Raw genomic sequence first — 20,197 nt, 5'->3', positions numbered from 1 at the left:
TATCCTTGTTTGTTAGACTGGTAAATTTTACCTGGGCTATTCAATTAGAGTTATGCGTGCGTTTTTTTACAGTGTAGTTGTGTTTAGTTGCTTAACTGTCAGCCTCAATGTCCTGGGCCTATCCAGGGAAGACAGTCTTAGCAGGTACGACAAGCTGGATTCTTCTGAAATGGTGGCTGCTTCCTTTTATTATAAAGCAGGTGAACAATCGTTAGGTGAGGGTACAATATTAAATGTACCAGAAGGGTACCGCCTGCTCGATGGTGCGCAGAGCCGTGTGCTGGTGGAGCATTTATGGGGCAACCCGGAAAACCCGAATACACTGGGCGTGCTGTTGCCGGCGAGGATGGGACCTATGGATAAAGATTTCCATGGTTTTGTGATTTCTTTTGAGCCTTCGGGTTATATGGAGGAAGCGGCGATCCGCCAGATTGATTACACGAAGTTGCTGACGGAGATGAAAGAAGAGTTGAAAAACGATAACCTGCTACGCAGCGGCAAAGGGGCGGGGCAGATCTCCGGCATGGACTGGGCCTTTACTCCTTATTATAATAAAGACAATCATTCCCTGCATTGGGCCCGCGTTTTACATTTTGGTAAAAATGAGCCTTCCATGCTGAATTACGAGTTAAGATTATTAGGAAGAAAGGGGGCACTCTGTTTTACGGCTATCGGTAAAGTAACGGAGCTGGAGCAGATTAAGCAGCAATTAGCCATTGTAGCTGCTGCTGCGCGTTTTGCTCCGGGAAACGGTTACGCCGATTATAATCCGCGTACAGATCAGTCAGCCCGTTGGGTGCCAGCCACCGAATCCGTGGCTGGCAGAATGCTATCGATTGATAATCTTTTACTTGGAATCAGAAGTACGCTTTCCATGTTGTTGGTAATACTTTGTATGGTATTGTTTGTTTATGGTATGAACTACTATCATCACCGCCGCAGGTCCGGTTACCGGAAAATCATGAAGGTGGATGAGCGCCTGAATTGAGAAAGGGACCACGCCGTTTTCCATCTTCCTGACATATAATTATTTACTGTTACCCTGGTTACGAGCCAATGGCCTTATTCCCTGTTTGTAAAAACAGCCACCGTCCTTATATAATACCGGTCATCCTCCATTAACACCGCTATTTTAAATAGCTGCAGCTCCCTTGCAACTTTCCTTTGCGCCAGTCGTCTTTTTAATCGTTCCCTGGTTTTTTACCATTCGTCACTGTCTATATGCCGTTTGTGTAATGCTATGTACTGTGTAATACATAATACCTACTTTTACATTGTAGTAGTTGATCTACTGTAGTGGTTTAACTACTGTAGTATACAAACCAAGGAACTAAAGAAATCTAAATCGACAACGTTTAAACTCTAAATCACCTCATATGAAAGCAAGTTTTAAAGCTATAACATTAACAATGAGTATGTTAGTGACTGCTTTGACCTCGTTTGCGCAGAATGCCCCCAAAGTAGCCGGACAAATAATCCAGGTAGGTAACCAGCCTGTAGCGTTCGCTACCGTAACCTTATTAAAAGCAAAAGACTCCTCTTTGGTGAAAGGAGCCATCGCAGATATAGATGGTAAATATGAATTTGAGCAGGTAAAACAGGGTAAATACCTGGTTGCCGCGGTTTCAGTTGGTATGACCAAACGTTACAGCCCCGCTTTTGAAGTAGCCGCCAGCTCCATAAAAGCGCCGGCTGTAACACTGGAAGCCGCCTCCAAAACCTTAAAGGGTGTAGACGTAACTGCCCGCCGGCCTTTTGTAGAGCAGAAAGCTGATAAGATGATAGTGAATGTGGAAAGCAGCATCACTGCATCGGGTGGTTCTGCTATGGAGGTATTGGAAAAGTCGCCTACGGTAACCGTAGACAAAGACGGTAATATTTCCATGAAAGGCAAGAGTGGCGTACAAATCATGATAGATGGCAAACCAACCAATATGACTTCCCAGGATGTTGCCGAGCTGCTGAAAAGCATGCCAGCCACCAATGTTGATCAGATTGAGCTGATCGCTAATCCTTCCGCCAAGTATGATGCAGCCGGCAACGCGGGAATCATTAACCTTAAACTGAAGAAAAACACCAGCTATGGTACCAACGGTAATGTAACCGTGGGTGGTGGCTATGGCTTCTGGCCCCGCTGGAACGGCGCGCTAAACCTTAATCACCGCAACGAAAAATTCAATATATATGGTTCTGGTAATTACAGTCACCGTGAACAACAGCAGGACCTGGGTTTGTACCGCTCCCTCACAGAAAATAACCAGCTGAGTGTATACGACCAGGTAAACAACATGCACACAAAATCCAATTACAAAGCCGGTAAAATAGGAGCAGATTACTTTATCAGTAAAGGGCATACAATTGGTGTAATGGCAGATATATCCGGCGGCGACCGCAAGATCCCCAGCTATGCCACCACCCGTATTGGCAATGGCCGACAGGTGGACTCCATCCTGAAAACCAATACCAACGACGCTAAAACCTGGACCCGGAATGCCTTCAATTTAAACTACCGCGGCATCCTGGATACTACCGGTAAGGAATTGAATATTGACCTGGATTACGCAAAAAATAAAGATGCGCAGCATGCTACTATATATGCAGTATCCCGCGATGGGGCTGAAAAAGGTTTCCTGGGCAGCGATACTTCCCGGAACAATCAGCCCTCCAGCATCGACATCAAAACTGCAAAAATTGATTACATACATCCGCTGAAGAACCAGACAAAATTTGAAGCCGGCGTAAAGGTGAGCTTTGTGAAAACCGATAATGATGCGCGTTTCGATTCCCTGAGAATGGGTAACTGGGTGCTGGATGAAAACCGCTCCAACCACTTTATCTACAAGGAAAATGTAAACGCGGCGTATATCAATTTCAACAAACAATTTAAGAAGGTAAATGTGCAGGTAGGATTACGCGGTGAGCAAACGCATATCACGGGTACATCAGTGTCGATGAAGAACCAGCAGCAGATGGAAGTGAAGAACGATTCTACTTACTTTAACCTGTTTCCCAGCATGGCATTGACATATAAACTGAATAAGGATAATACGCTTGGACTGACCTATAGCCGCCGTATTCAGCGTCCGAGCTATGAAGATCTGAATCCGTTTGAATTTTACCTGGACAGGTATACAAAGGAGTCTGGTAATCCTAACCTGAAGCCACAGTATTCCAACAACTTTGAGATCACGCATACCTTTAAGGATTTCCTGATCACTTCCGTAGGATACGCGCATACAAAGGACCTGATGACCCAGATACTGGAGTCTGATGTGGATAAGGCGACCGGGGATACTTCCATTCTGCGGTACAAATACCTGAACGTAGCTAAGGCCGACAACTTTAACCTGAACGTAACGGTACCGATGCCCATTACCAAGTGGTGGATGAGCCTTACCACGGTGTCAGTATCTTATGCGATGTTTGAAACCGTGGTAAATGATCACCAGGTGAAACTGTCGTCTGCCGGGTTCTTCGGACGCACCCAGCAAACATTCACCCTGAGCAAGGACTTGTCTGCAGAAGCAGTGTTCTTTTACGTATCTCCGCAGGTGACCGAAGATGGCCTGTTCAAGATGAAATCTATGTGCTCCCTGGATCTGGGTGTTTCCCAGAAAGTACTGAAAGGAAAAGGATCTGTGAAACTCAATGTAACGGATGTGTTTAAAACTAATTATTTCCGCGGGGACTTTGATAATGCGGGCAGATATACTGCTGTTTCCAGCAAATGGGATGCGCAGCAGTTTCGCCTGACCTTCAACTACCGTTTTGGGAATACTAATGTAAAAGCAGCCCGCAGCCGTCAAACCGGACTGGAAGCGGAACAAAATCGTGTAAAACAGGGCGGCAACTAGGCCAGCCTGTTTGGGAAGATGGTTTTTTAGGTATATAAGGATGGAAAAACGTGGCCCTTTACCGGGCTGCGTTTTCCTTACCAATTTCGCCGGTATACAGATGTGCCGGTTTCATCACAGGAAACGGCAGTTTGGTATAATTTGACATAGAAGAGAGGGTGTTTGCAATAATTTTGAAGAAATTTTTTACCGGATATCACTTTCATCCATTCTCTATAAATAATTAATAATTAATCAGATAACAAATTTTTGCTGGTAATTAAACGGACAAAGTCTCACCAAACCGGAAATTTCCCCGTCAGCATCATGCAACCTTTTTTACAATTACTGTCTTTATAATGAAAGCATCAGCCACTAACTTGAATCAGACGCCACTCGCAGCATATATAGTAGAACGCTGCAAAAAAGGAGATGTCCGTGCATTTCGTGAATTGTACGAAGCCTATTCGGCTGCGATGTACAACATTTGCCTGCGTATGACCAATAACGTGAGTGATGCGGAAGACACTTTGCAGGAGGCTTTCATCCAGGTGCATAAAAGCATTCATAAGCTGGAGCGTGAGGCCAGTATCAGTGCCTGGATCAAGCGGATTGTGGTAAATCATTGTTTGAATACACTGCGTAAAAAGAAGGTGTATTTTGAAGACGTGGATGAAGTGGAAGTATTGACAGAAGAGGGGATTGATGAGGCCCAGTTTACCTGGACCGTAGCCGCAGTAAAGTCTGCCATTCATAGTTTACCACAGGGATACCGTACCGTATTGAATCTCTATCTTTTTGAAGAGTATTCGCACCGGGAAATAGCAGAGATGCTGGGTATCACCGAATCCACTGTGAAAACGCAGTATATGCGTGCAAAGGAGAAAGTAAGACAAATTGTAAAACAGCAAAATGTAACTCGTTAATGCCAGACAATTTTGAAGGTTTTATCCGCCAGCACCGGGACGAATTTGAGGAACAGGGCCCTTCACCGAGGGTTTGGAGCGCACTGGAGCAGGAGCTGACGGGCAGGCGCAAAGGAAAGGTGATTTCCCTTTTACAGAAAAACTGGTTTAAAGCAGCCGTGATCGCAGTTTTGCTGGCCAATGCCGGCGCGCTGTTTTACTTCACCAAAAACCGTCAGCCGCAGCAGCAGGAACTTGCCGTGTTAGCGCCTGACATCCAGGAAGCGGGCGTTTACTATACGTCGCGCATAAACGAAAAACTGCAGTTGATTGATGCTTATCCCGATTCAGCGCTGGGGCTGGATAGCGCTGCCCGTAAGGAACTGGAACTTCGCAACGATACTTATAAAGCACTGGAGAAAGAATTAAAAAATAATCCGGGCAATGAAAGAATCCGCGCTGCTATGGTCCGCTATTACCAGCTGAAGCTGGATCTGTTGGATAAAATTTTGGAAGAGTTGCACAATAAACATGTAGCTCCCGGTCAAACAAAAAAACATTATGAAGCTGAAATTTAAATGCTTGTTATTCCTGCTGCTGCCATTACTGGCGCAGGCCCACAATGGAGCTACGGCTTATAAAAGAACTATTGTAAAGGAGTTTACTGTAAATGATAACGCCACGTTGAACCTTTCCAATAAGTACGGCAAAATCATTTTTCACACATCGAACAAAAATGAAATCAAAGCCACCATCACTGTTACCGGTTTCGGTAAGAATGATGAACAGGCCAAAGCCATTGCAGAAATGGTGGAAGTGAACACCAACCAGAGTAATAACAGCGTGTCGCTGAACACTTATTACAGCCCGTCGAAAAACAATTCCGGTTGGTTTTCATGGGGAGGAAAAATGGATTCCAAAGACTACGTGAACATTGACTACGATATTTATATTCCGCAAAGCCTGCAGAATTTACTGGTGAAGAACCAGTTTGGCGACATGATTGCGGATAAATTTAGTTTTCCTGTGACGCTGGAAATGAACTATTGCACCTTTGATATCCGCGAGGCGCAGGACCTTCTCTTCAAAATAAATTATTGTGATAAGGGCAAGGTTGGCAAAGCAGGTAATGTAACAGTGAAGGGGAATTATTCCGCCATCCGGGGCGGGCAACTGGAATCACTTAATGCCAATTCCAATTACAGTGAGTATGTGTTCGGCCGGGTAGGCAACCTGAAAATTTCTTCCAACTACGATGATTATAAAATAGATGCAGTGGGTACAGTGTCTGGCCGGGGTACTTATTCGGATGTGCGGTTAAAGGAACTGCAGCAGTCTGTTGATTTAAACATGACGTATGGAGATGTGAAGATAGAGAAAGTGGGCAGTGGATTCAAGCAGGCAGATTTTCAACTCACCTATTCGGACCTGGATATCCGATTCGGAGCGAGGCAGCCATTGTCGATAGAAGCAAACCTGGTAAACGGGGATCTGGATACCGGCGGGCTGGAGCTGAAGAATGTGGTGTCCAATAAAACGAATTCGACCCTGCGTTATTCTGCACATGCGGGGGGAGGAAATGATTCATCTCCCTATATAAAAATACGCGGTGTAAACACCGATGTAAACCTGGGTACATATTAAACAGATCAGAACGCCATTCTAAAATCTTTTTAAAATAATACTACACTATGAAACGAATTGCTGCTTACTTCCTGGTTGCTTTGCCATTGTTGCTCACTGCCAGTGTACTTGTTTCCTTTTCGCACCAGAGCGATCAAAGAATAACGGGAAACGGGAATGTGAAAGGAGAATCCCGGAATGCGTCTGCGTTTACAGATATCAGCACTTCCGGTGTGTATAAGGTGATTATAGAACAGGGAAATACCCACAGTATCCGGGTAGAGGCAGAAGATAACCTGCTGCCTTATATCCAGACAGATATCGCCGGCGACGAGTTAACGATCCATACCAAGAAGGGGTATAACATTCAGCCTACCAAAGAAATCAAAGTATACATCACGCTGCAGAAGGTAGATAAGTTGTCGGCCAGCGGCGCAGGTGGTTTTACGAGCAAGGGAAAGCTTACCAGCGACCGCATCCAGCTGAGGTTTAGTGGCGCGGCTGGTGCCGATCTGGACATCCGTACCCATGAACTGAAGGTAGGAGTTTCCGGGGCCAGTAATATTGTCCTGAAGGGCAATACAGACAAGGCTGATTATGGTATTTCAGGCTCTGCTGATATTTCAGCGCTGGATCTGGCTACTGATGATGCAAAGATTGGTATTTCCGGTACCGGTAAGGCAGATGTATTTGTGCAGAAGAAACTGGAGATAGGTATTTCCGGGATGGGAAAGGTAAAATATAAAGGAGAACCGAATGTTACCCAGTCTGTATCCGGAATGGGTAAGATCAGCAAGATATAATAACAAGTTAGATTTAGAGTATATAACGAGCAGGTAGTTCTCTACCTGCTTTTTCTTTTTTATATTTGTTGTTCGAATATAAAATTTTAAGTTATGCCATCCTTTGATATTGTTAGCAAAGTAGATTTACAGACACTGGATAATGCTATTAACACGGTGAAGAAAGAGATCACCAACAGGTTTGATTTCAAGGGTTCACATGTGGAGATTGAGCTGAATAAGAAAGAACTGGTGCTGAATATAGAGGTAGAAAGCGATATGAAGCTGGGCCAGGTACTGGATGTGCTGGTAAGCAGGACCATGCGCCAGGGGCTGGACGCCAGTATTTACGACCTGAGCAAGGAGCCTTACCAGAGCGGGAAGGTATTTAAGAAAGAAATACCTGTACGTAATGGTATTAAGCAGGAAGATGCCAAGAAGATAGTGAAGATGATCAAGGATGCTGGTTTAAAGGTGCAGGCAGCCATTATGGATGATATTATACGGGTAACAGGGAAGAAGATTGATGACTTACAGGAGGTTATACAAAAGGCGAAGGAATCCAACCTGGGTATACCTTTGCAGTATATTAACATGAAATCCTGATTTTTTTACGAATAATCTTTGGGTGTTAAAGAAAATTAGTTAACTTTGCACCCTGTATTTACAATAATTTTGATATGAAACAGGGAATCCATCCAGAAAGTTACAGATTTGTGATATTTAAAGATATGTCAAACGGCGAGAGCTTTTTAAGCCGCTCTACCGCTCCTTCCAAAGAAACTGCAAAGTGGGAAGATGGTAATGAGTATCCGTTGATTAAGTTGGAAATTTCCAATACTTCTCACCCTTTTTATACTGGTAAGAATGTGTTGGTGGATACTGCAGGACGTATTGACAAATTCAACAAACGCTACGCTAAGAAAGCATAGTTTCTAAGTAAAATATTTTTTTAGAAGAATCCCATCGGCTTATCGATGGGATTTTCTATTTTAGCCCCCTATGGAGCGTAACTATATTCTTTTTGACACGCCCGTACGTGAACTGTTATACCCCTTTACGCATACAAGACCCATTGCAGCCTGCAGAGTAGGGATACTCACTATACAGGAGAAGTGGGAGCACTGGCTGGGTACGGGTACTAGTCATTTCACCGTACCGCATCTGCAGGACAAATTCTCCCTGTTGTACAAAGACAACCAAACCGTTAACATCTTACTGAGTGGACATATACTGCCGGACGCCGGGCTGGTAGCTGCTATTCTTGAGTTACAGCCGGAAGAGGAGTTGTATAAAGACAACCAGTTACTGGCTAAAGTGGTACAAGGGGATGGCGCTTCTTTGCTGGCTCCGGGCGCCAGGAAAAATTATCCGGGGGAAGTAATGGGAATTTATAAGCCTTGGGATATCTTTGCGCTCAACGATAAAGCAATCAGGGCAGATTATCAGCTGCTTGCAGCAGGCAGGAAATCTGTTATCTTATCACACACCAATCAACAGATCAATCATACGGACATTTTCGTGGAACCAGGCGCGAAGGTAGAGTACAGTATACTGAACGCTGCTACCGGCCCGATTTATATAGGGAAGGATGCAGAAGTGATGGAAGGCTGTATGATCAGGGGGCCCTTTGCAATGGGAGAGGGAGCTGTATTGAAAATGGGGAGTAAAATATATGGCGCTACAACATTAGGCCCGTATTGTACAGGTGGGGGTGAGATCAAGAACAGTGTGATGTTTGGTTATTCCAACAAAGGCCATGACGGTTACCTGGGCGATGCGGTGATAGGGGAATGGTGTAACCTGGGAGCCAATACATCCGGTTCCAACCTGAAGAATAATGTGTCTGAGGTGAAAGTATGGATGGAGGCGCAGGGAGAGGCGGTATCTGCCGGTAAAAAATGTGGATTGCTGATGGGTGATTACAGCAGGTGCGGTATTAATACCATGCTGAATACCGGTACTGTGATCGGGGTGTCGTGCAACGTGTTTGGCGGGCATTTTCCGCCCAAATTTGTGGGTTCATTCAGCTGGGGGGACCAGGGCGCCTACCGTTTGGCAGAAGCCGTGAAGGATGCCGGTAACTGGATGGCTTTGAAGGGGAAGGAGCTTACGGAAAAGGATAAGCAGGTATTGGAAGCATTATATGCGCAAATAAATCAGAAAGACCTTAAAACTTAATATCACAGTATGAGAAAGAAAATTGTTGCAGGTAACTGGAAAATGAACCTTACGCTGGCACAGGGTGAGCAGCTGATCAATGATATCCTGCAGGCAGGACTGAAACTGAAAGAGGGACAGGAAGTAATTGTGGCTACACCGTTTCCTTATTTGCAGAAAGCGAAATCGTTACTGAAAAGCTATCCTGGTTTTTATGTGGCGGCACAGAACTGTTACAGTGAAAAATCCGGTGCGTATACCGGTGAGGTATCTGCGGAAATGCTGCAATCAATAGGTGTTGATTATGTTATTCTGGGTCACTCTGAAAGAAGGGAATATTTCCAGGAAAGCAATGCTATGCTGGCTAAGAAGATAGACCAGGTGCTGGCTAACGGTTTAAAGCCTATTTTCTGCTGTGGCGAACCGCTGGAAATAAGACAGGCAGAAACGCAGAATGCCTACGTGGCAAAGCAGCTGGAAGAAAGTTTGTTTCATCTTACAGAAGAGCAGCTGAAGAATGTGGTGATTGCGTATGAGCCTATCTGGGCCATCGGTACCGGTTTAACAGCCAGTTCTGCGCAAGCGCAGGACATGCATGCTTTTATCCGTTCGCAAATTGCTAATAAATTTGGCCGTGAGGCAGCCTTGCATACTTCTATTTTATATGGTGGTAGCGCGAAGCCGGGAAATGCGGCAGAACTGTTTGCCAGCCCGGATGTAGACGGTGGTTTGATTGGCGGGGCTTCCCTGGTGGCAGCCGACTTTGTGGCGATTATTGAAAAGTTATCTTAAGTAATTGAGGAATACGCAGTTATAAAGGCTGCGTATTTTTTTAGTAAATAATGCTAAAAATATTAGTATTTCTGAAAAAAGGTTGTATATTCGTATTGTCATTCTAACAGGGAGAATTAAAATATCAGGTTATGAATACGAATTATGAAATTTCGGAAGAGGTATTTGATTATTTAGTGGTAGTGAATCCGGATGCATTGGTTGCGAAAGATGTGACCCGTATCCGTCAGTTTGTAGCAACTGAGTTAAGCGATACGATGATGTCTGCCGCACCGGTTCATGTGGCTTTGTTCAGGTCTGCTTTTCCTGAACGTTTCCAGGACGACTTTGTCGATATGCTGGAAGAGGTAGCGCGTAAACAGGCTGGTTTTGCCATCTATACGGCAAAGATTGATGCCCTGAGGCATGCGGATGGGCACAACAGTGTTTTCATCAATGTGGCCAATCCCAAGCCGTTGATCGATTTGCACCGCAGTATCATGCAAACTTTTGAGTTGAAGCCACAAACATTCAAGCCGCATATTATGCTGGCGAGAGGCTTGCAGGATGCGGAGGTAAATATGATTATGCCATTACTGGCGCAGCAGATTTTTGTACGCAGCTTTAACTGTCATTGTTTTAGCCTGCTGAAAAGGCCAGCGTCCGGCGGTAAGTATGAGCGGGTGAAAGACTTTGTCTTTGGAGATATTGAACACATGGTAGGTTCATTGTTTAATTATGCTGCTGCATAAGCAGTACACTATAATCTGATGCAGGAATTACCGGATGGTAGATTCGCAGGATTGGTGAAGATGTTACGGATAAAATAATTTGTTATCCCCTATATCAATTTTCATCAATGTTTGTTACCCTCAAGTTAACCATCCTTTCGTACTGTTGCTATTGCAGTTTTTCGCCTGCTGTCACAGGTTGGCCGTGGAATTGCGGTAGTTATTTGATCCGTAGGCACACATTTTCATACGTTGCTGCGTATCCATAAATCCGGTAAATCCTGGTTCAGATAGTTGTTTGTATAACCAATTCTTCTTTTTCTGGTATGCCCTGAAGGTCCCTGCCTGTAATTAGTTTTCCGGTTGTTTGTATCTTTGACGAATATTTAGTATGTTTTGAGTGGGAGCTGTATTCATGTGATATAACCCCATCCGAAGAAGACCATTACAGGGTAAATCGTTATAAATTTATGGCAACCAGAACAGTTGTACACAAAGAAATTATTGTGAAGGGCCGTGTGCAGGGAGTAGGATTCAGAGCTAATGCAAAGCGTGTAGCCGATTCAATGCATATACATGGACAAGTTAAAAATCTGCTGGACGGAAGTGTGTGGATACTGGCAGAGGGAACAGCGGAAGAAATGGAAGACTTTATTGCATGGTGCAGGTCTGGGCCTGCTATGGCTGCAGTGAAGGAACTGGAAATCACCGATGGTGATGTACAACATATCAAAGGGTTTACTATCCTTTATTCATAAATCCCTGGTCCGGTAACAGCAGGTGCTTCGTTACCTATGCCAATTAATCGCAGATAAAGCTATCCGTGACCGGCAGACAACAGGCGCAAAGAAATTTTACGGGGCAACGCAACTGAATACAACCGTGAAAATTTCTTTGCGCTTTTGTCATGCATATTTAGTTAGTACTGGTGTATTTCTTTTGGAAAGATTTATCCAGTGCGGCTTTTGGAACAACGATGGTGATGGTATTTACAGCGAAGTAAGCTTCGGATACATTTACATAGCCACCAAACGGACTGGAATTTTTACCCCATGAATTTTTTACCAGGAAGAACGTTTTACCCTTTGGCGATTTTTCGATCCCCGTAATGTGCATCAGGTGATCATCCTGTGTAATCAACTCTTCATATAGCTTTTGACGTGAGTCCTGTGTATAAACGGGTTCAGTCATATCCGGATCGATACTATCTTTTTTTAACGTGATTTCCGGTGAGGTAAGCAACGCAAAGCCTTTGCTGCTGGCGAACCCGCGGTTGCTTACATCTGCATCCCATAATACGGTGTAGCCTTTTTGGAGGGCTGCCTCGGTAATACCGGTCAGTTCTTTTACGGGCACATTATAATAGGCGCCATTGGAGAAGTTGTCTGGTACTTCAATGATGAAAGGTTTGTAAAAAGGATGGTGTGTAAAGGAGGTCAGGAAAACATAGTCGTCTTCATTGAATTTTACCACTTCCTTCGCAAAGCTTTGCGGGGTATATGTTTTACCATTATAGTCAAAGGTGGCCGGCGGCGCTCCCATGTATTGATCGAGGATACCGGTGAACTGTGATATCCAGTTATCCGGCACGGGGGATACTTTGATGATACTGTCGAGGTATTTTTTCATGGTTACCACCATTTCTGAGTGGTTGTGAACGGTGGCATTGCCTTTTAAACCGCTGTAAACGCTTTCCGGTTCTATGCCGTAAGCGGCAATGGAATGGATTACATCGTGGGCCAGTCCGCCTTCATCGAAACGGGCGAAGCCCTGTCGGCGCACATAGTTTTTGGCTTTTTCGATATAAATATTGCGGGCGGTAAACATTTCAGAGAGATCCAGTTCAGGCAGGCCTTTGCGTAAACACTCCGATTCTACCATGGAAGTAGAGGAGAATGACCAGCAGGTGCCGGTCATACCCTGATTTTTAACCGGGGTGGCTGCATTGATTTTACCATTTTCCAGATTGCTGATTACAACGCCCTTTTCCTGTGCACCCGCTGCGAAGGCGGTGAACAGGGCAAGGGTTAAACAAAATGCTTTCATATACGATCTCGTTAAATTATTAACCTAAAGATAAGTGAACCCGTATAATAAAAAATACCATTACCGTATGAACGGTAATGGTACGGATGCAATCTGCAATAGAATGGCAGTAAATCAGTTTTGTATATCGGAATGATATGAATTTGCAGAACCTTTTATGGTAAGCCGTTTTGTTTGCAGGTATTTCTGGTATTTGGCCTCCACATTGTCGGGTTGTTTAACATCATTGATGAACAGCCCGTTTTCATTTTTTTCAATCTTGTAGCCTTTTTGGGCGTCGAGCAGCTTGTCAGCCTCCATTTGGGAGATCATTTCTTTATAAAAGGCGGCTCTTTTTTCTCCTTCCTTCGCTCTTTCTGCACCTTCTTTTGCCCTTCTTTCACCTTCTTTGGCTCTTTCAGCGCCTTCTTTCGCTCTCATTTCCCCTTCCCGGGTTCTTTTGGCATTTTCTCTGTCACGGGCGATATTTTCCCGCACTCTGGCAGCATTAGCGAGCGCTTCAGCCCTGTTTCTGCGGACTTCTTCCAGGGAGGCGGTAGCAGTTTGTGTTGCCAGGCTGGCTGCTTTAAGACCGGCCTTTGTTTCCTTGCTTATCTTATCGTAAAATTCCTTTGTGTTTACGCTGGCGTATGCAGCTTGCAGATTTTTGTTGAGTGCTGCAAAATCAATGCTGTTCAGGGCTTCAGCAGCTTCTTTCTGGGCCGCGCTGATTTTGCTCCAGTCGATATTTTTCAGGGCTTTTACGCTTTCTTCCTGGGCTTTACGGGCTTCAGCAGATACTTCATCCCATTTGATATTTTTGGTGGCTTCGGCTATATCTGCCTGTACTTTCTTCATATCCACCTGGTTCAGCTGCTGCATGGCCTGCTGGACGCTTTTTTGCGCTTCTTTAATTTGCTGGCGCACTTCGTCCTTATTGAATTGGTAGTCGAATTTATATACCTGTGTTTTATTGGTGGTTGCTGTATGTTTGTTATTTACGTTTACCTGTGTATTTACATTGGTGGAAACGTTGCTCTGGTTTGTTACCTGGATATCTGAAACATCTACCGACAGATCGCCTTTTAATGGCGCCAGTGGTGCTACCGGTGTTAATGGCGTTGGAACAGGTGCTGGTGCGGGTGTGTGTGCCGGTTCAGGAGCGGGTGCGGCGGGCGCAGATGGAGGTGTGGGTGGCGCCGGCACAACGGTATCCGTAGTAGCAGATTCCAGTTGTTCACGGAATTTGCGGGTAGTTTCATCCGGTTCAAGGGCAGCCAGTTTTTTCTGCTGGGTGCTTTCTTTTACGGTCTTTACTTTTGCCGGTTGCTGCTGGTCGTTCTGATCTTTTCCTTTAGCAGGGTTGAGCCATGCGATGGATATAAGACCGGTAGCGATGATGAGTACGGCTAAAAATTTCTGGCTATAATTAAGATGTTTAGTTTTCATTTCCATGATGCGTTTAATGCGGTGAAACAGATGTTGTTTACTGTCTGCAGCAGCCATGGTAAGCCGGTTGGCGGTAAGGCGGTATTCCTCCAACGCTACCAGTGCGTGCGCATACTGCAGTGGTTGGGCGGTGCTGGCTATTACCAGGTCGTCGCAACAATGTTCCCTTTCCATACGGATGATTTTGGAAATCAGCCATACAAAAGGATTAAAGAAAAGAATTGTTTCAACAATTGATTGGAAGATATTCAACAGATAATCATTGCGTTTGATATGCGCCAGCTCGTGCAGCAGCACTGCTTCCAGCTGAGCTTCCGTAAGGTTATTCACCATTGCCACCGGTAAGAGGATGAGGGGTTTTATAAATCCCAGCATCACAGGCACCTGTACATGCCTGGAGATAAGCAGTTTCACCTTACGGGGAATCTGCAATCTTGCAGCGAGTTTATCCAGGTGTTTATCCCATGCGTCGCCCATTGGCTCTATGCGGGTTGTGCGGATTTTACGGAGTTGAAACAGATCGGACAGCAGTTTAATGATCATGCCGGTCATGCCCGCAATATATAGTGTTACCACGAAAGGAAAACAAAGCTCAAGGTTGGGAAACAGCCATATCAGCGGGTCCTGGCTGGGATACACAGCAGTAAGATGAACCGGCTCCTGTAAGGTAAGGGTGCCACTGAAGTGTTGTACTGCTTCTCTTGCTTCCTGCAGCCGTTGTATATGCATATACAACGTAGCGAGGAACCAGGTAAAAATGCCCGAGAGCGAGAGCAGCGACAGGTTGTATTTTATCCGTGCGCCGGCCTGGGGCCAGAGTTTTAATACTATCCGTAAACATGCGTAAATGAAGAACGCCTGCCACATGGAATGAAGGATTGTCCAACCCAGGGCGCGTACAAAGTCGCCCGTAATAGGTAATACATTCATAGTACTAGATTTACCTGTTTTCCTTTTGTTGTTTTTCTATTGTAGTAAGATATTGCCGGATCTTTTCCAGTTCTTCTCCAGACGACTGATGGTGGCCGAGGGCCTGCATTACCAGTTGTGAAGCGGAACCGCCAAAAACGGTATCTATCATTTTGTCCAGTAATTGTTGCTGTGTTTTCTGCTGTGAAATGGCGGCAGTGTATACATGAGTTTTGCTGCTGGTATCGCGCTGCAACAGCTCTTTTTCATGCATGATCTGCATCAGTTTGAGGGTAGTGGTGTAGCCGGCATCTTTCGTTTGAGATAAGATCTCATGTATCTCACGAACGGTGCTGGGGCCTTTTTCCCAAAGAACGCCCAAAATTTCCAATTCACTTTCTGTAGGCCGGATCTGTTTCAAAGCAATGATTTATGGATGATGATTATTGTTGTACGAATATCTTCGTAAACAAATGTACGATAGTTTTCGTAATTGCAAAATATTGGGCGAAATTTTTTTTCGCGGAGGTTGTCTTTCTCGCTGATTACGCTGATTATACTGATTTTAAGGATTTGATCACTTTTTGATTTTAAAGGATTTGGGGAGATAAAAGCGGATGTATTTGTTTATTCTCCCAATCCATTAAATCCTTTAAAAAATCCTAAAAGTAAAATCAAACAAATCAGTATAATCAGCGTAATCAGCGAGAAAGACAACCTCCGCTCAGGTCTCCCCACGCCGCAGCTGGCGCGTGGTTCGCCGGCTGCCATCCGCGCTCCAGCCGGGAGCGTCAAAAATATAATGGGCTGCCTCGCGTAAGGAGCGGGCATGTCGTACATCCCGCCAGATATCCAGCCATTCATGGGTGGCAATACGGAAGGGATTATAGGTGTGTATATTTTTGGTGAGGCCATATACCGGTCGCTGCTTTTCCGGTGTGAAGGTGCCAAACATGCGATCCCAGATAATGAGGATGCCTGCATGGTTGCGGTCCAGGTAATCGATGTCGGAGCCATGATGCACGCGGTGATGAGAGGGGGTATTGAATATATACTCTATGGGGGCCGGTAATTTATGGATCACCTCTGTATGAATCCAGAACTGGTAGATCAGGCTGATCGCCTGCATACTCATTATCATCACCGGATGGAACCCAACGAGCGGCATCCAGAGCCAGAAAGTAAAGGTGCCGGTTAAGTTGCCGGTCCATGTTTGGCGCACGGCCGTGGCGAGGTTGTATTTTTCAGACGAATGATGGATGACATGTGAGGCCCAGAAAAAACGGATACTATGACTGCTCCGATGAAACCAGTAGTAACTGAAATCATCTGCAAAAAAACATAACACCCATGCCCACCAGGTAAAGCCCAGGGTAAACAGCCGGAACTGGTAAAGGAAAAGATAGATGCCGAAAATAACGGCTTTGGTGAAGATCCCGATAAACACATTGCCGAGGCCCATCGCAATGCTGCTGAGCGCATCTTTCGGTTCGTACATGTTCTTTTTGTCGATCGCTGTGAAAATGATTTCCAGCAGTATCAGCAGCACAAATCCGGGAATGGCATATGTTATCAGGTCGGGAGGCATATGTGGTAACTTTCTGTTACGGAAGTTAACGAATTTTTGCGGGGCTTCCCGGGGTAACTAAAGCAAAAATGCAGCGGAGAAAAAGCTTCCCCGCTGCATTTAATATTTAAAAAACAGGCACTATTTAAATGTTCTCTCTGCGCGGCTTACAGCAGATGTACCAAACCAGCCAAGGATCCTCGTTTTACCGGAAGGAGTGGTGTTATGTACATTGCTTTTTACGTTTTCCAATACTTTGGCAAACAATCCGCCGGAATTTACCTGGTTATTTACCTGGGTGAGGAAATCGTAGCTGGGGTGGGTAAGGGAAAGCATTCTTACAATGGCCTTTTCATTTGCCTGGAAAGGTTTATCGTAATCTGTAATACCTTCTCTTATCGGTAAAATGAAAGTGTTGCCATCGGAAACGCCTTCATCATAGGAACCATCAATGGAGAAGTTATCTTCCAGGCGTTTCAGTGTATCATTGCGGTAAGAGCGGATCCAGTAATAGTCGGTTGCGCCAGACAGGTCCCTGGCGTGGAACTTGGCATAGTAGCCTTCTTTGCCACTGATTGATTCTTCTTTTGTTTTGAATTCATAAGAGATGGAATCAACCGTGGTAACTCTTTTGATACTGTCGAAGGCTTCAAATATTTCACCTTTCAGCTCCACGTGCAGCTTGTATCCATGGCCTATAATGCCGATAGCTTTAGCAGACGCATCGTAGGTGTATTTGTTGTCTTTGAACAGGAATGGATAAGACTCGCCGCTGGTCAGGTCAAACAGGGTGATCTTTGCATCGTCGATGATGGGCGCCGGGCTGTTATCTGTATAAGGTACCGACATGGTGAACTTAATGGTTTGTATCCCGGTTTCATTGGTAATCCACGCATCCAGTACCGGATAGGATTTTCCTTTCGCAATGTCCAGGTCGATCTTGTCTTCGCAGGCCGTAAAACCCGCAGCAACAGCAAACAATATGAGGAATAATGACTTTTTCATCTGATCTTGAATTTTGGACAATTAGAACTTGAAGTTATATGTGATACCAGGAATGATAGAGCCTATGATAGACATGCGTACTGCTTCCCGTTTGGTAGGATCATCGTCGTTTTGCTTAAAGTAAATGGTGTAAGCATTTCTGCGGGCATATACGTTATACAGTGAGAACACCCATTCTCCTTTCCAGCGTTTCAGCTGTTTGCCTTTCAGTGTCATAGACAGATCCAGTCTGTGATACGCTGGCAGGCGGTAGTTATTGCGTTTCTCTGTACTGTTGTAAGGAATGTCCCAGTCCTGGAATTCCAGCCTGTTGTCGGCAAAGGTGCCTGGTGTGCCGGAGGCGAACACCCAGTTGGCTGAGAGGGAAGTACGTTTGGTGAAAGTATGCGTTAACACCAGGTTCAGGTTATGGGTGCGGTCGTAGCGGTTCAGGAACCATTCATCCATACTGATGCCGATGGTTTTCCTTTCTGTGCGTGACAGGGTGTAGCTTACCCAACCGGTAGTTTTGCCGATATCTTTTTTCACGTAAAGTTCCAGTCCGTATGCGCGTCCCTGCGAAGGCAGCAGATCTGCTTCGATGAGCGGGTTCAGCTGCAGGTTGGCATTGTCGATATAATCCAGCTGGTTGTCGGTTGTTTTATAAAACACTTCGGCCGACAGTTCGTAGGCGTCGTTAGGCGCATTGTAGAAGTAGCCCGCAGTATATTGGTCAGACACCATTGGTTTAATATTGTTGGTGCTGGGTGTCCAGATATCCAGGGGAGTAGGGGATGCGGTATTAGACAGCTGGTGCATGAACTGTGTAGTTCTGCTATAGGCCAGCTTTACAGCGTGTTGGTCTGTAAACGCGTACCGGGCGCTGATCCTGGGTTCAAAGTAATAGTAGCCTTTGATCCGGTCATTGGCGTCGAAGTCTTTACTGCTGATCAATCTTTTGCGTATGCCTGGTGTTGTATCGGCAAAATAATAAGCAGTTCCTTTACCGATGAATTGATAGGCAGATAAGCGGCCACCGTACTGGATACCAAATTTCTTTGTGGGTTTAAATTCGTGATCCAGGTATACGGCTGACTCCAGTGCGTGCTGATCGTTAATTTGTTTAACGTGTTGCAATGCACCTTCTGTGCTGGTACCTGTACCTGGTTTAAAGGTATAATAGATGCCCTGTACTCCAAAATGCAGGCTGTTAGCGGCATTGATGTAGTAGGTGAAGGAAGGTTTTACGCCATAGTTAATGATGTTGGATGTCCAGTCGTAACCCTGTGATTCTTCCCCGTTTGCTTTCTTTGAGTCGTTGCTGAATTTCAGGCTGTAATCATACTTACTATAATAAGTAGTAAAGTTCATGAACAGGCGGTTGGTGAATACGTGGTTCCATCTTACGGTGGCGGTACTGTTGCCCCAGTTCATGTTGATGTCTTTTCCAAAACCAAAAACGTCCCTGCCGAAGTAACCGCTTACAAACAAGGAGTTATTTTTATTGAACTTGTAGTTGGCTTTAGCAGTGAGATCATAGAAATTGAGCTTGGTATCTTTCATATCACCTTTTACAAAAGGTTTCATCAGGATATCTATATAAGATCTTCTGGCAGCCACTATAAAGGAAGATTTATCCTTTACCAGCGGGCCTTCTACCGACAAACGGCTGAAAATGTTACCAATACCACCGTTTACGTTGAAGTCCTGGTTGTTACCGTCTTTCATACGGATATCCAGTACAGAAGAGGTTCTGCCACCGTATTCAGCGGGAAATCCGCCTTTGATCAGGTTGAGACTTTTAACGGCATCGGGGTTGAATACAGAGAAGAAGCCGAGCATGTGGGTGGAGTTGTATACAGGCGCTTCATCCAGGAGAATGAGGTTTTCGTCGCTGTTACCACCGCGTACGTTAAAGCCGGAAGCGCCTTCACCCACGGTGTTCACACCGGGCAGGGTTTGAATGGCCCGCAGTACATCTACCTCACCCATGAAGGTGGGCATCTTTTTCATTTGCTGTATATCCAGTTTATTGATGCTGGTATTCAGGGTATTGACGGTCCTTTCCTGTTTCTGGCCGTTAACGGTAACTACGTTCAGCTGGCTGCTGGTGGCTTCCATGCTTACGTCGAGCGTTACGTTCTTTTTCAGGTTAACAGTAGTTTTATAGGTACCGTAGCCCATATAGGAGAACTGCAGTTCGTGTTCTCCGGCCGGAAGCGTGAGGGAGTAAAATCCGTATTGGTTGCTCACCGTACCCAGACTGGTGCCGCTTTTACCAATAGAGATGCCTACCAGGCTTTCCCCGTTCTTCTTATCCTTTACATAGCCGCTCACGGTATATCGTTGCTGCTGTGCGGTTGTTGATTGTCCTGCGAGAATTAAAATGAGCAGAGACAGCAACATGGTTACCTTAGTTTTCATAAAAGTCAGATGCAGTTTTATATAATGTCTGTTG

Annotated in this window: 18 protein-coding genes; 12 read left to right on the top strand and 6 right to left on the bottom strand. The window is 45.2% G+C overall.

The features are described 5' to 3' along the window. Nucleotides 1-52: 52 nt before the first annotated feature. The 12 genes from AB6805_RS02715 (at nucleotide 53) to AB6805_RS02660 (ending at nucleotide 11,563) form a co-directional block, all read left to right on the top strand. On the top strand, nucleotides 53-988 hold the full coding sequence (locus AB6805_RS02715; protein ID WP_370907926.1) for a DUF2167 domain-containing protein: 936 nt from the start codon (nucleotides 53-55) through the stop codon (nucleotides 986-988). Between the two features lie 388 nt (nucleotides 989-1,376). After that, nucleotides 1,377-3,854, top strand: a complete 2,478-nt coding sequence (locus AB6805_RS02710; protein WP_370907925.1) for a TonB-dependent receptor domain-containing protein — start codon at nucleotides 1,377-1,379, stop codon at nucleotides 3,852-3,854. Nucleotides 3,855-4,192: 338 nt separating this feature from the next. Beyond that, nucleotides 4,193-4,759: an RNA polymerase sigma factor gene (locus AB6805_RS02705; protein ID WP_370907924.1), complete on the top strand. Its 567-nt coding sequence runs from the start codon at nucleotides 4,193-4,195 to the stop codon at nucleotides 4,757-4,759. Further along, nucleotides 4,759-5,316 carry a hypothetical protein gene (locus AB6805_RS02700; RefSeq protein ID WP_370907923.1) on the top strand — a complete coding sequence of 186 codons (558 nt, stop codon included), beginning with the start codon at nucleotides 4,759-4,761 and terminating at the stop codon, nucleotides 5,314-5,316. The genes AB6805_RS02705 and AB6805_RS02700 overlap by 1 nt, the downstream gene beginning before the upstream one ends. Next, the gene (locus AB6805_RS02695) at nucleotides 5,300-6,382 is read left to right on the top strand and encodes a hypothetical protein (protein WP_370907922.1); all 1,083 of its coding nucleotides are present in this window, start codon (nucleotides 5,300-5,302) and stop codon (nucleotides 6,380-6,382) included. Before AB6805_RS02700 ends, AB6805_RS02695 begins: the two co-directional genes overlap by 17 nt. A 47-nt stretch (nucleotides 6,383-6,429) precedes the next feature. After that, nucleotides 6,430-7,164: a head GIN domain-containing protein gene (locus AB6805_RS02690; protein WP_370907921.1), complete on the top strand. Its 735-nt coding sequence runs from the start codon at nucleotides 6,430-6,432 to the stop codon at nucleotides 7,162-7,164. 93 nt (nucleotides 7,165-7,257) lie between these two features. Further along, the gene (locus AB6805_RS02685) at nucleotides 7,258-7,749 is read left to right on the top strand and encodes a YajQ family cyclic di-GMP-binding protein (protein ID WP_370907920.1); all 492 of its coding nucleotides are present in this window, start codon (nucleotides 7,258-7,260) and stop codon (nucleotides 7,747-7,749) included. Between the two features lie 74 nt (nucleotides 7,750-7,823). Continuing rightward, complete coding sequence (locus AB6805_RS02680; RefSeq protein WP_079473370.1) at nucleotides 7,824-8,075, top strand: type B 50S ribosomal protein L31; 252 nt, start codon at nucleotides 7,824-7,826, stop codon at nucleotides 8,073-8,075. A 70-nt stretch (nucleotides 8,076-8,145) separates the two neighbouring features. Then, nucleotides 8,146-9,324 carry a putative sugar nucleotidyl transferase gene (locus AB6805_RS02675; RefSeq protein ID WP_370907919.1) on the top strand — a complete coding sequence of 393 codons (1,179 nt, stop codon included), beginning with the start codon at nucleotides 8,146-8,148 and terminating at the stop codon, nucleotides 9,322-9,324. Nucleotides 9,325-9,333: 9 nt separating this feature from the next. Continuing rightward, complete coding sequence (tpiA, locus tag AB6805_RS02670) at nucleotides 9,334-10,095, top strand: triose-phosphate isomerase (protein WP_370907918.1); 762 nt, start codon at nucleotides 9,334-9,336, stop codon at nucleotides 10,093-10,095. A 131-nt stretch (nucleotides 10,096-10,226) separates the two neighbouring features. Then, nucleotides 10,227-10,826, top strand: a complete 600-nt coding sequence (locus AB6805_RS02665; protein WP_079473373.1) for a 2'-5' RNA ligase family protein — start codon at nucleotides 10,227-10,229, stop codon at nucleotides 10,824-10,826. 449 nt (nucleotides 10,827-11,275) lie between these two features. Continuing rightward, the gene (locus AB6805_RS02660) at nucleotides 11,276-11,563 is read left to right on the top strand and encodes an acylphosphatase (RefSeq protein WP_370907917.1); all 288 of its coding nucleotides are present in this window, start codon (nucleotides 11,276-11,278) and stop codon (nucleotides 11,561-11,563) included. 157 nt (nucleotides 11,564-11,720) lie between these two features. On the opposite strand, the gene AB6805_RS02655 is transcribed toward AB6805_RS02660, so the two are convergent. From AB6805_RS02655 to AB6805_RS02630, 6 genes are all read right to left on the bottom strand, one after another. Then, nucleotides 11,721-12,851, bottom strand: a complete 1,131-nt coding sequence (locus AB6805_RS02655) for a C1 family peptidase (RefSeq protein ID WP_370907916.1) — start codon at nucleotides 12,849-12,851, stop codon at nucleotides 11,721-11,723. 114 nt (nucleotides 12,852-12,965) lie between these two features. After that, nucleotides 12,966-15,209 (bottom strand): M56 family metallopeptidase, encoded by a 2,244-nt coding sequence (locus AB6805_RS02650; protein ID WP_370907915.1) that lies wholly within the window; start codon nucleotides 15,207-15,209, stop codon nucleotides 12,966-12,968. Nucleotides 15,210-15,219: 10 nt separating this feature from the next. Then, nucleotides 15,220-15,609, bottom strand: a complete 390-nt coding sequence (locus AB6805_RS02645) for a BlaI/MecI/CopY family transcriptional regulator (protein WP_370907914.1) — start codon at nucleotides 15,607-15,609, stop codon at nucleotides 15,220-15,222. A gap of 303 nt (nucleotides 15,610-15,912) precedes the next feature. Further along, nucleotides 15,913-16,776 (bottom strand): sterol desaturase family protein, encoded by an 864-nt coding sequence (locus AB6805_RS02640; RefSeq protein ID WP_370907913.1) that lies wholly within the window; start codon nucleotides 16,774-16,776, stop codon nucleotides 15,913-15,915. Nucleotides 16,777-16,896: 120 nt separating this feature from the next. Then, nucleotides 16,897-17,760, bottom strand: a complete 864-nt coding sequence (locus AB6805_RS02635) for a DUF4249 domain-containing protein (RefSeq protein WP_370907912.1) — start codon at nucleotides 17,758-17,760, stop codon at nucleotides 16,897-16,899. A 21-nt stretch (nucleotides 17,761-17,781) separates the two neighbouring features. After that, nucleotides 17,782-20,163: a carboxypeptidase-like regulatory domain-containing protein gene (locus tag AB6805_RS02630; RefSeq protein ID WP_370907911.1), complete on the bottom strand. Its 2,382-nt coding sequence runs from the start codon at nucleotides 20,161-20,163 to the stop codon at nucleotides 17,782-17,784. Nucleotides 20,164-20,197 lie beyond the last annotated feature (34 nt).

The organism is Chitinophaga sp. RCC_12 (genome assembly GCF_041360695.1).
Classification (GTDB): domain Bacteria; phylum Bacteroidota; class Bacteroidia; order Chitinophagales; family Chitinophagaceae; genus Chitinophaga.
This window is presented reverse-complemented; position numbering and strand designations above follow the sequence as displayed.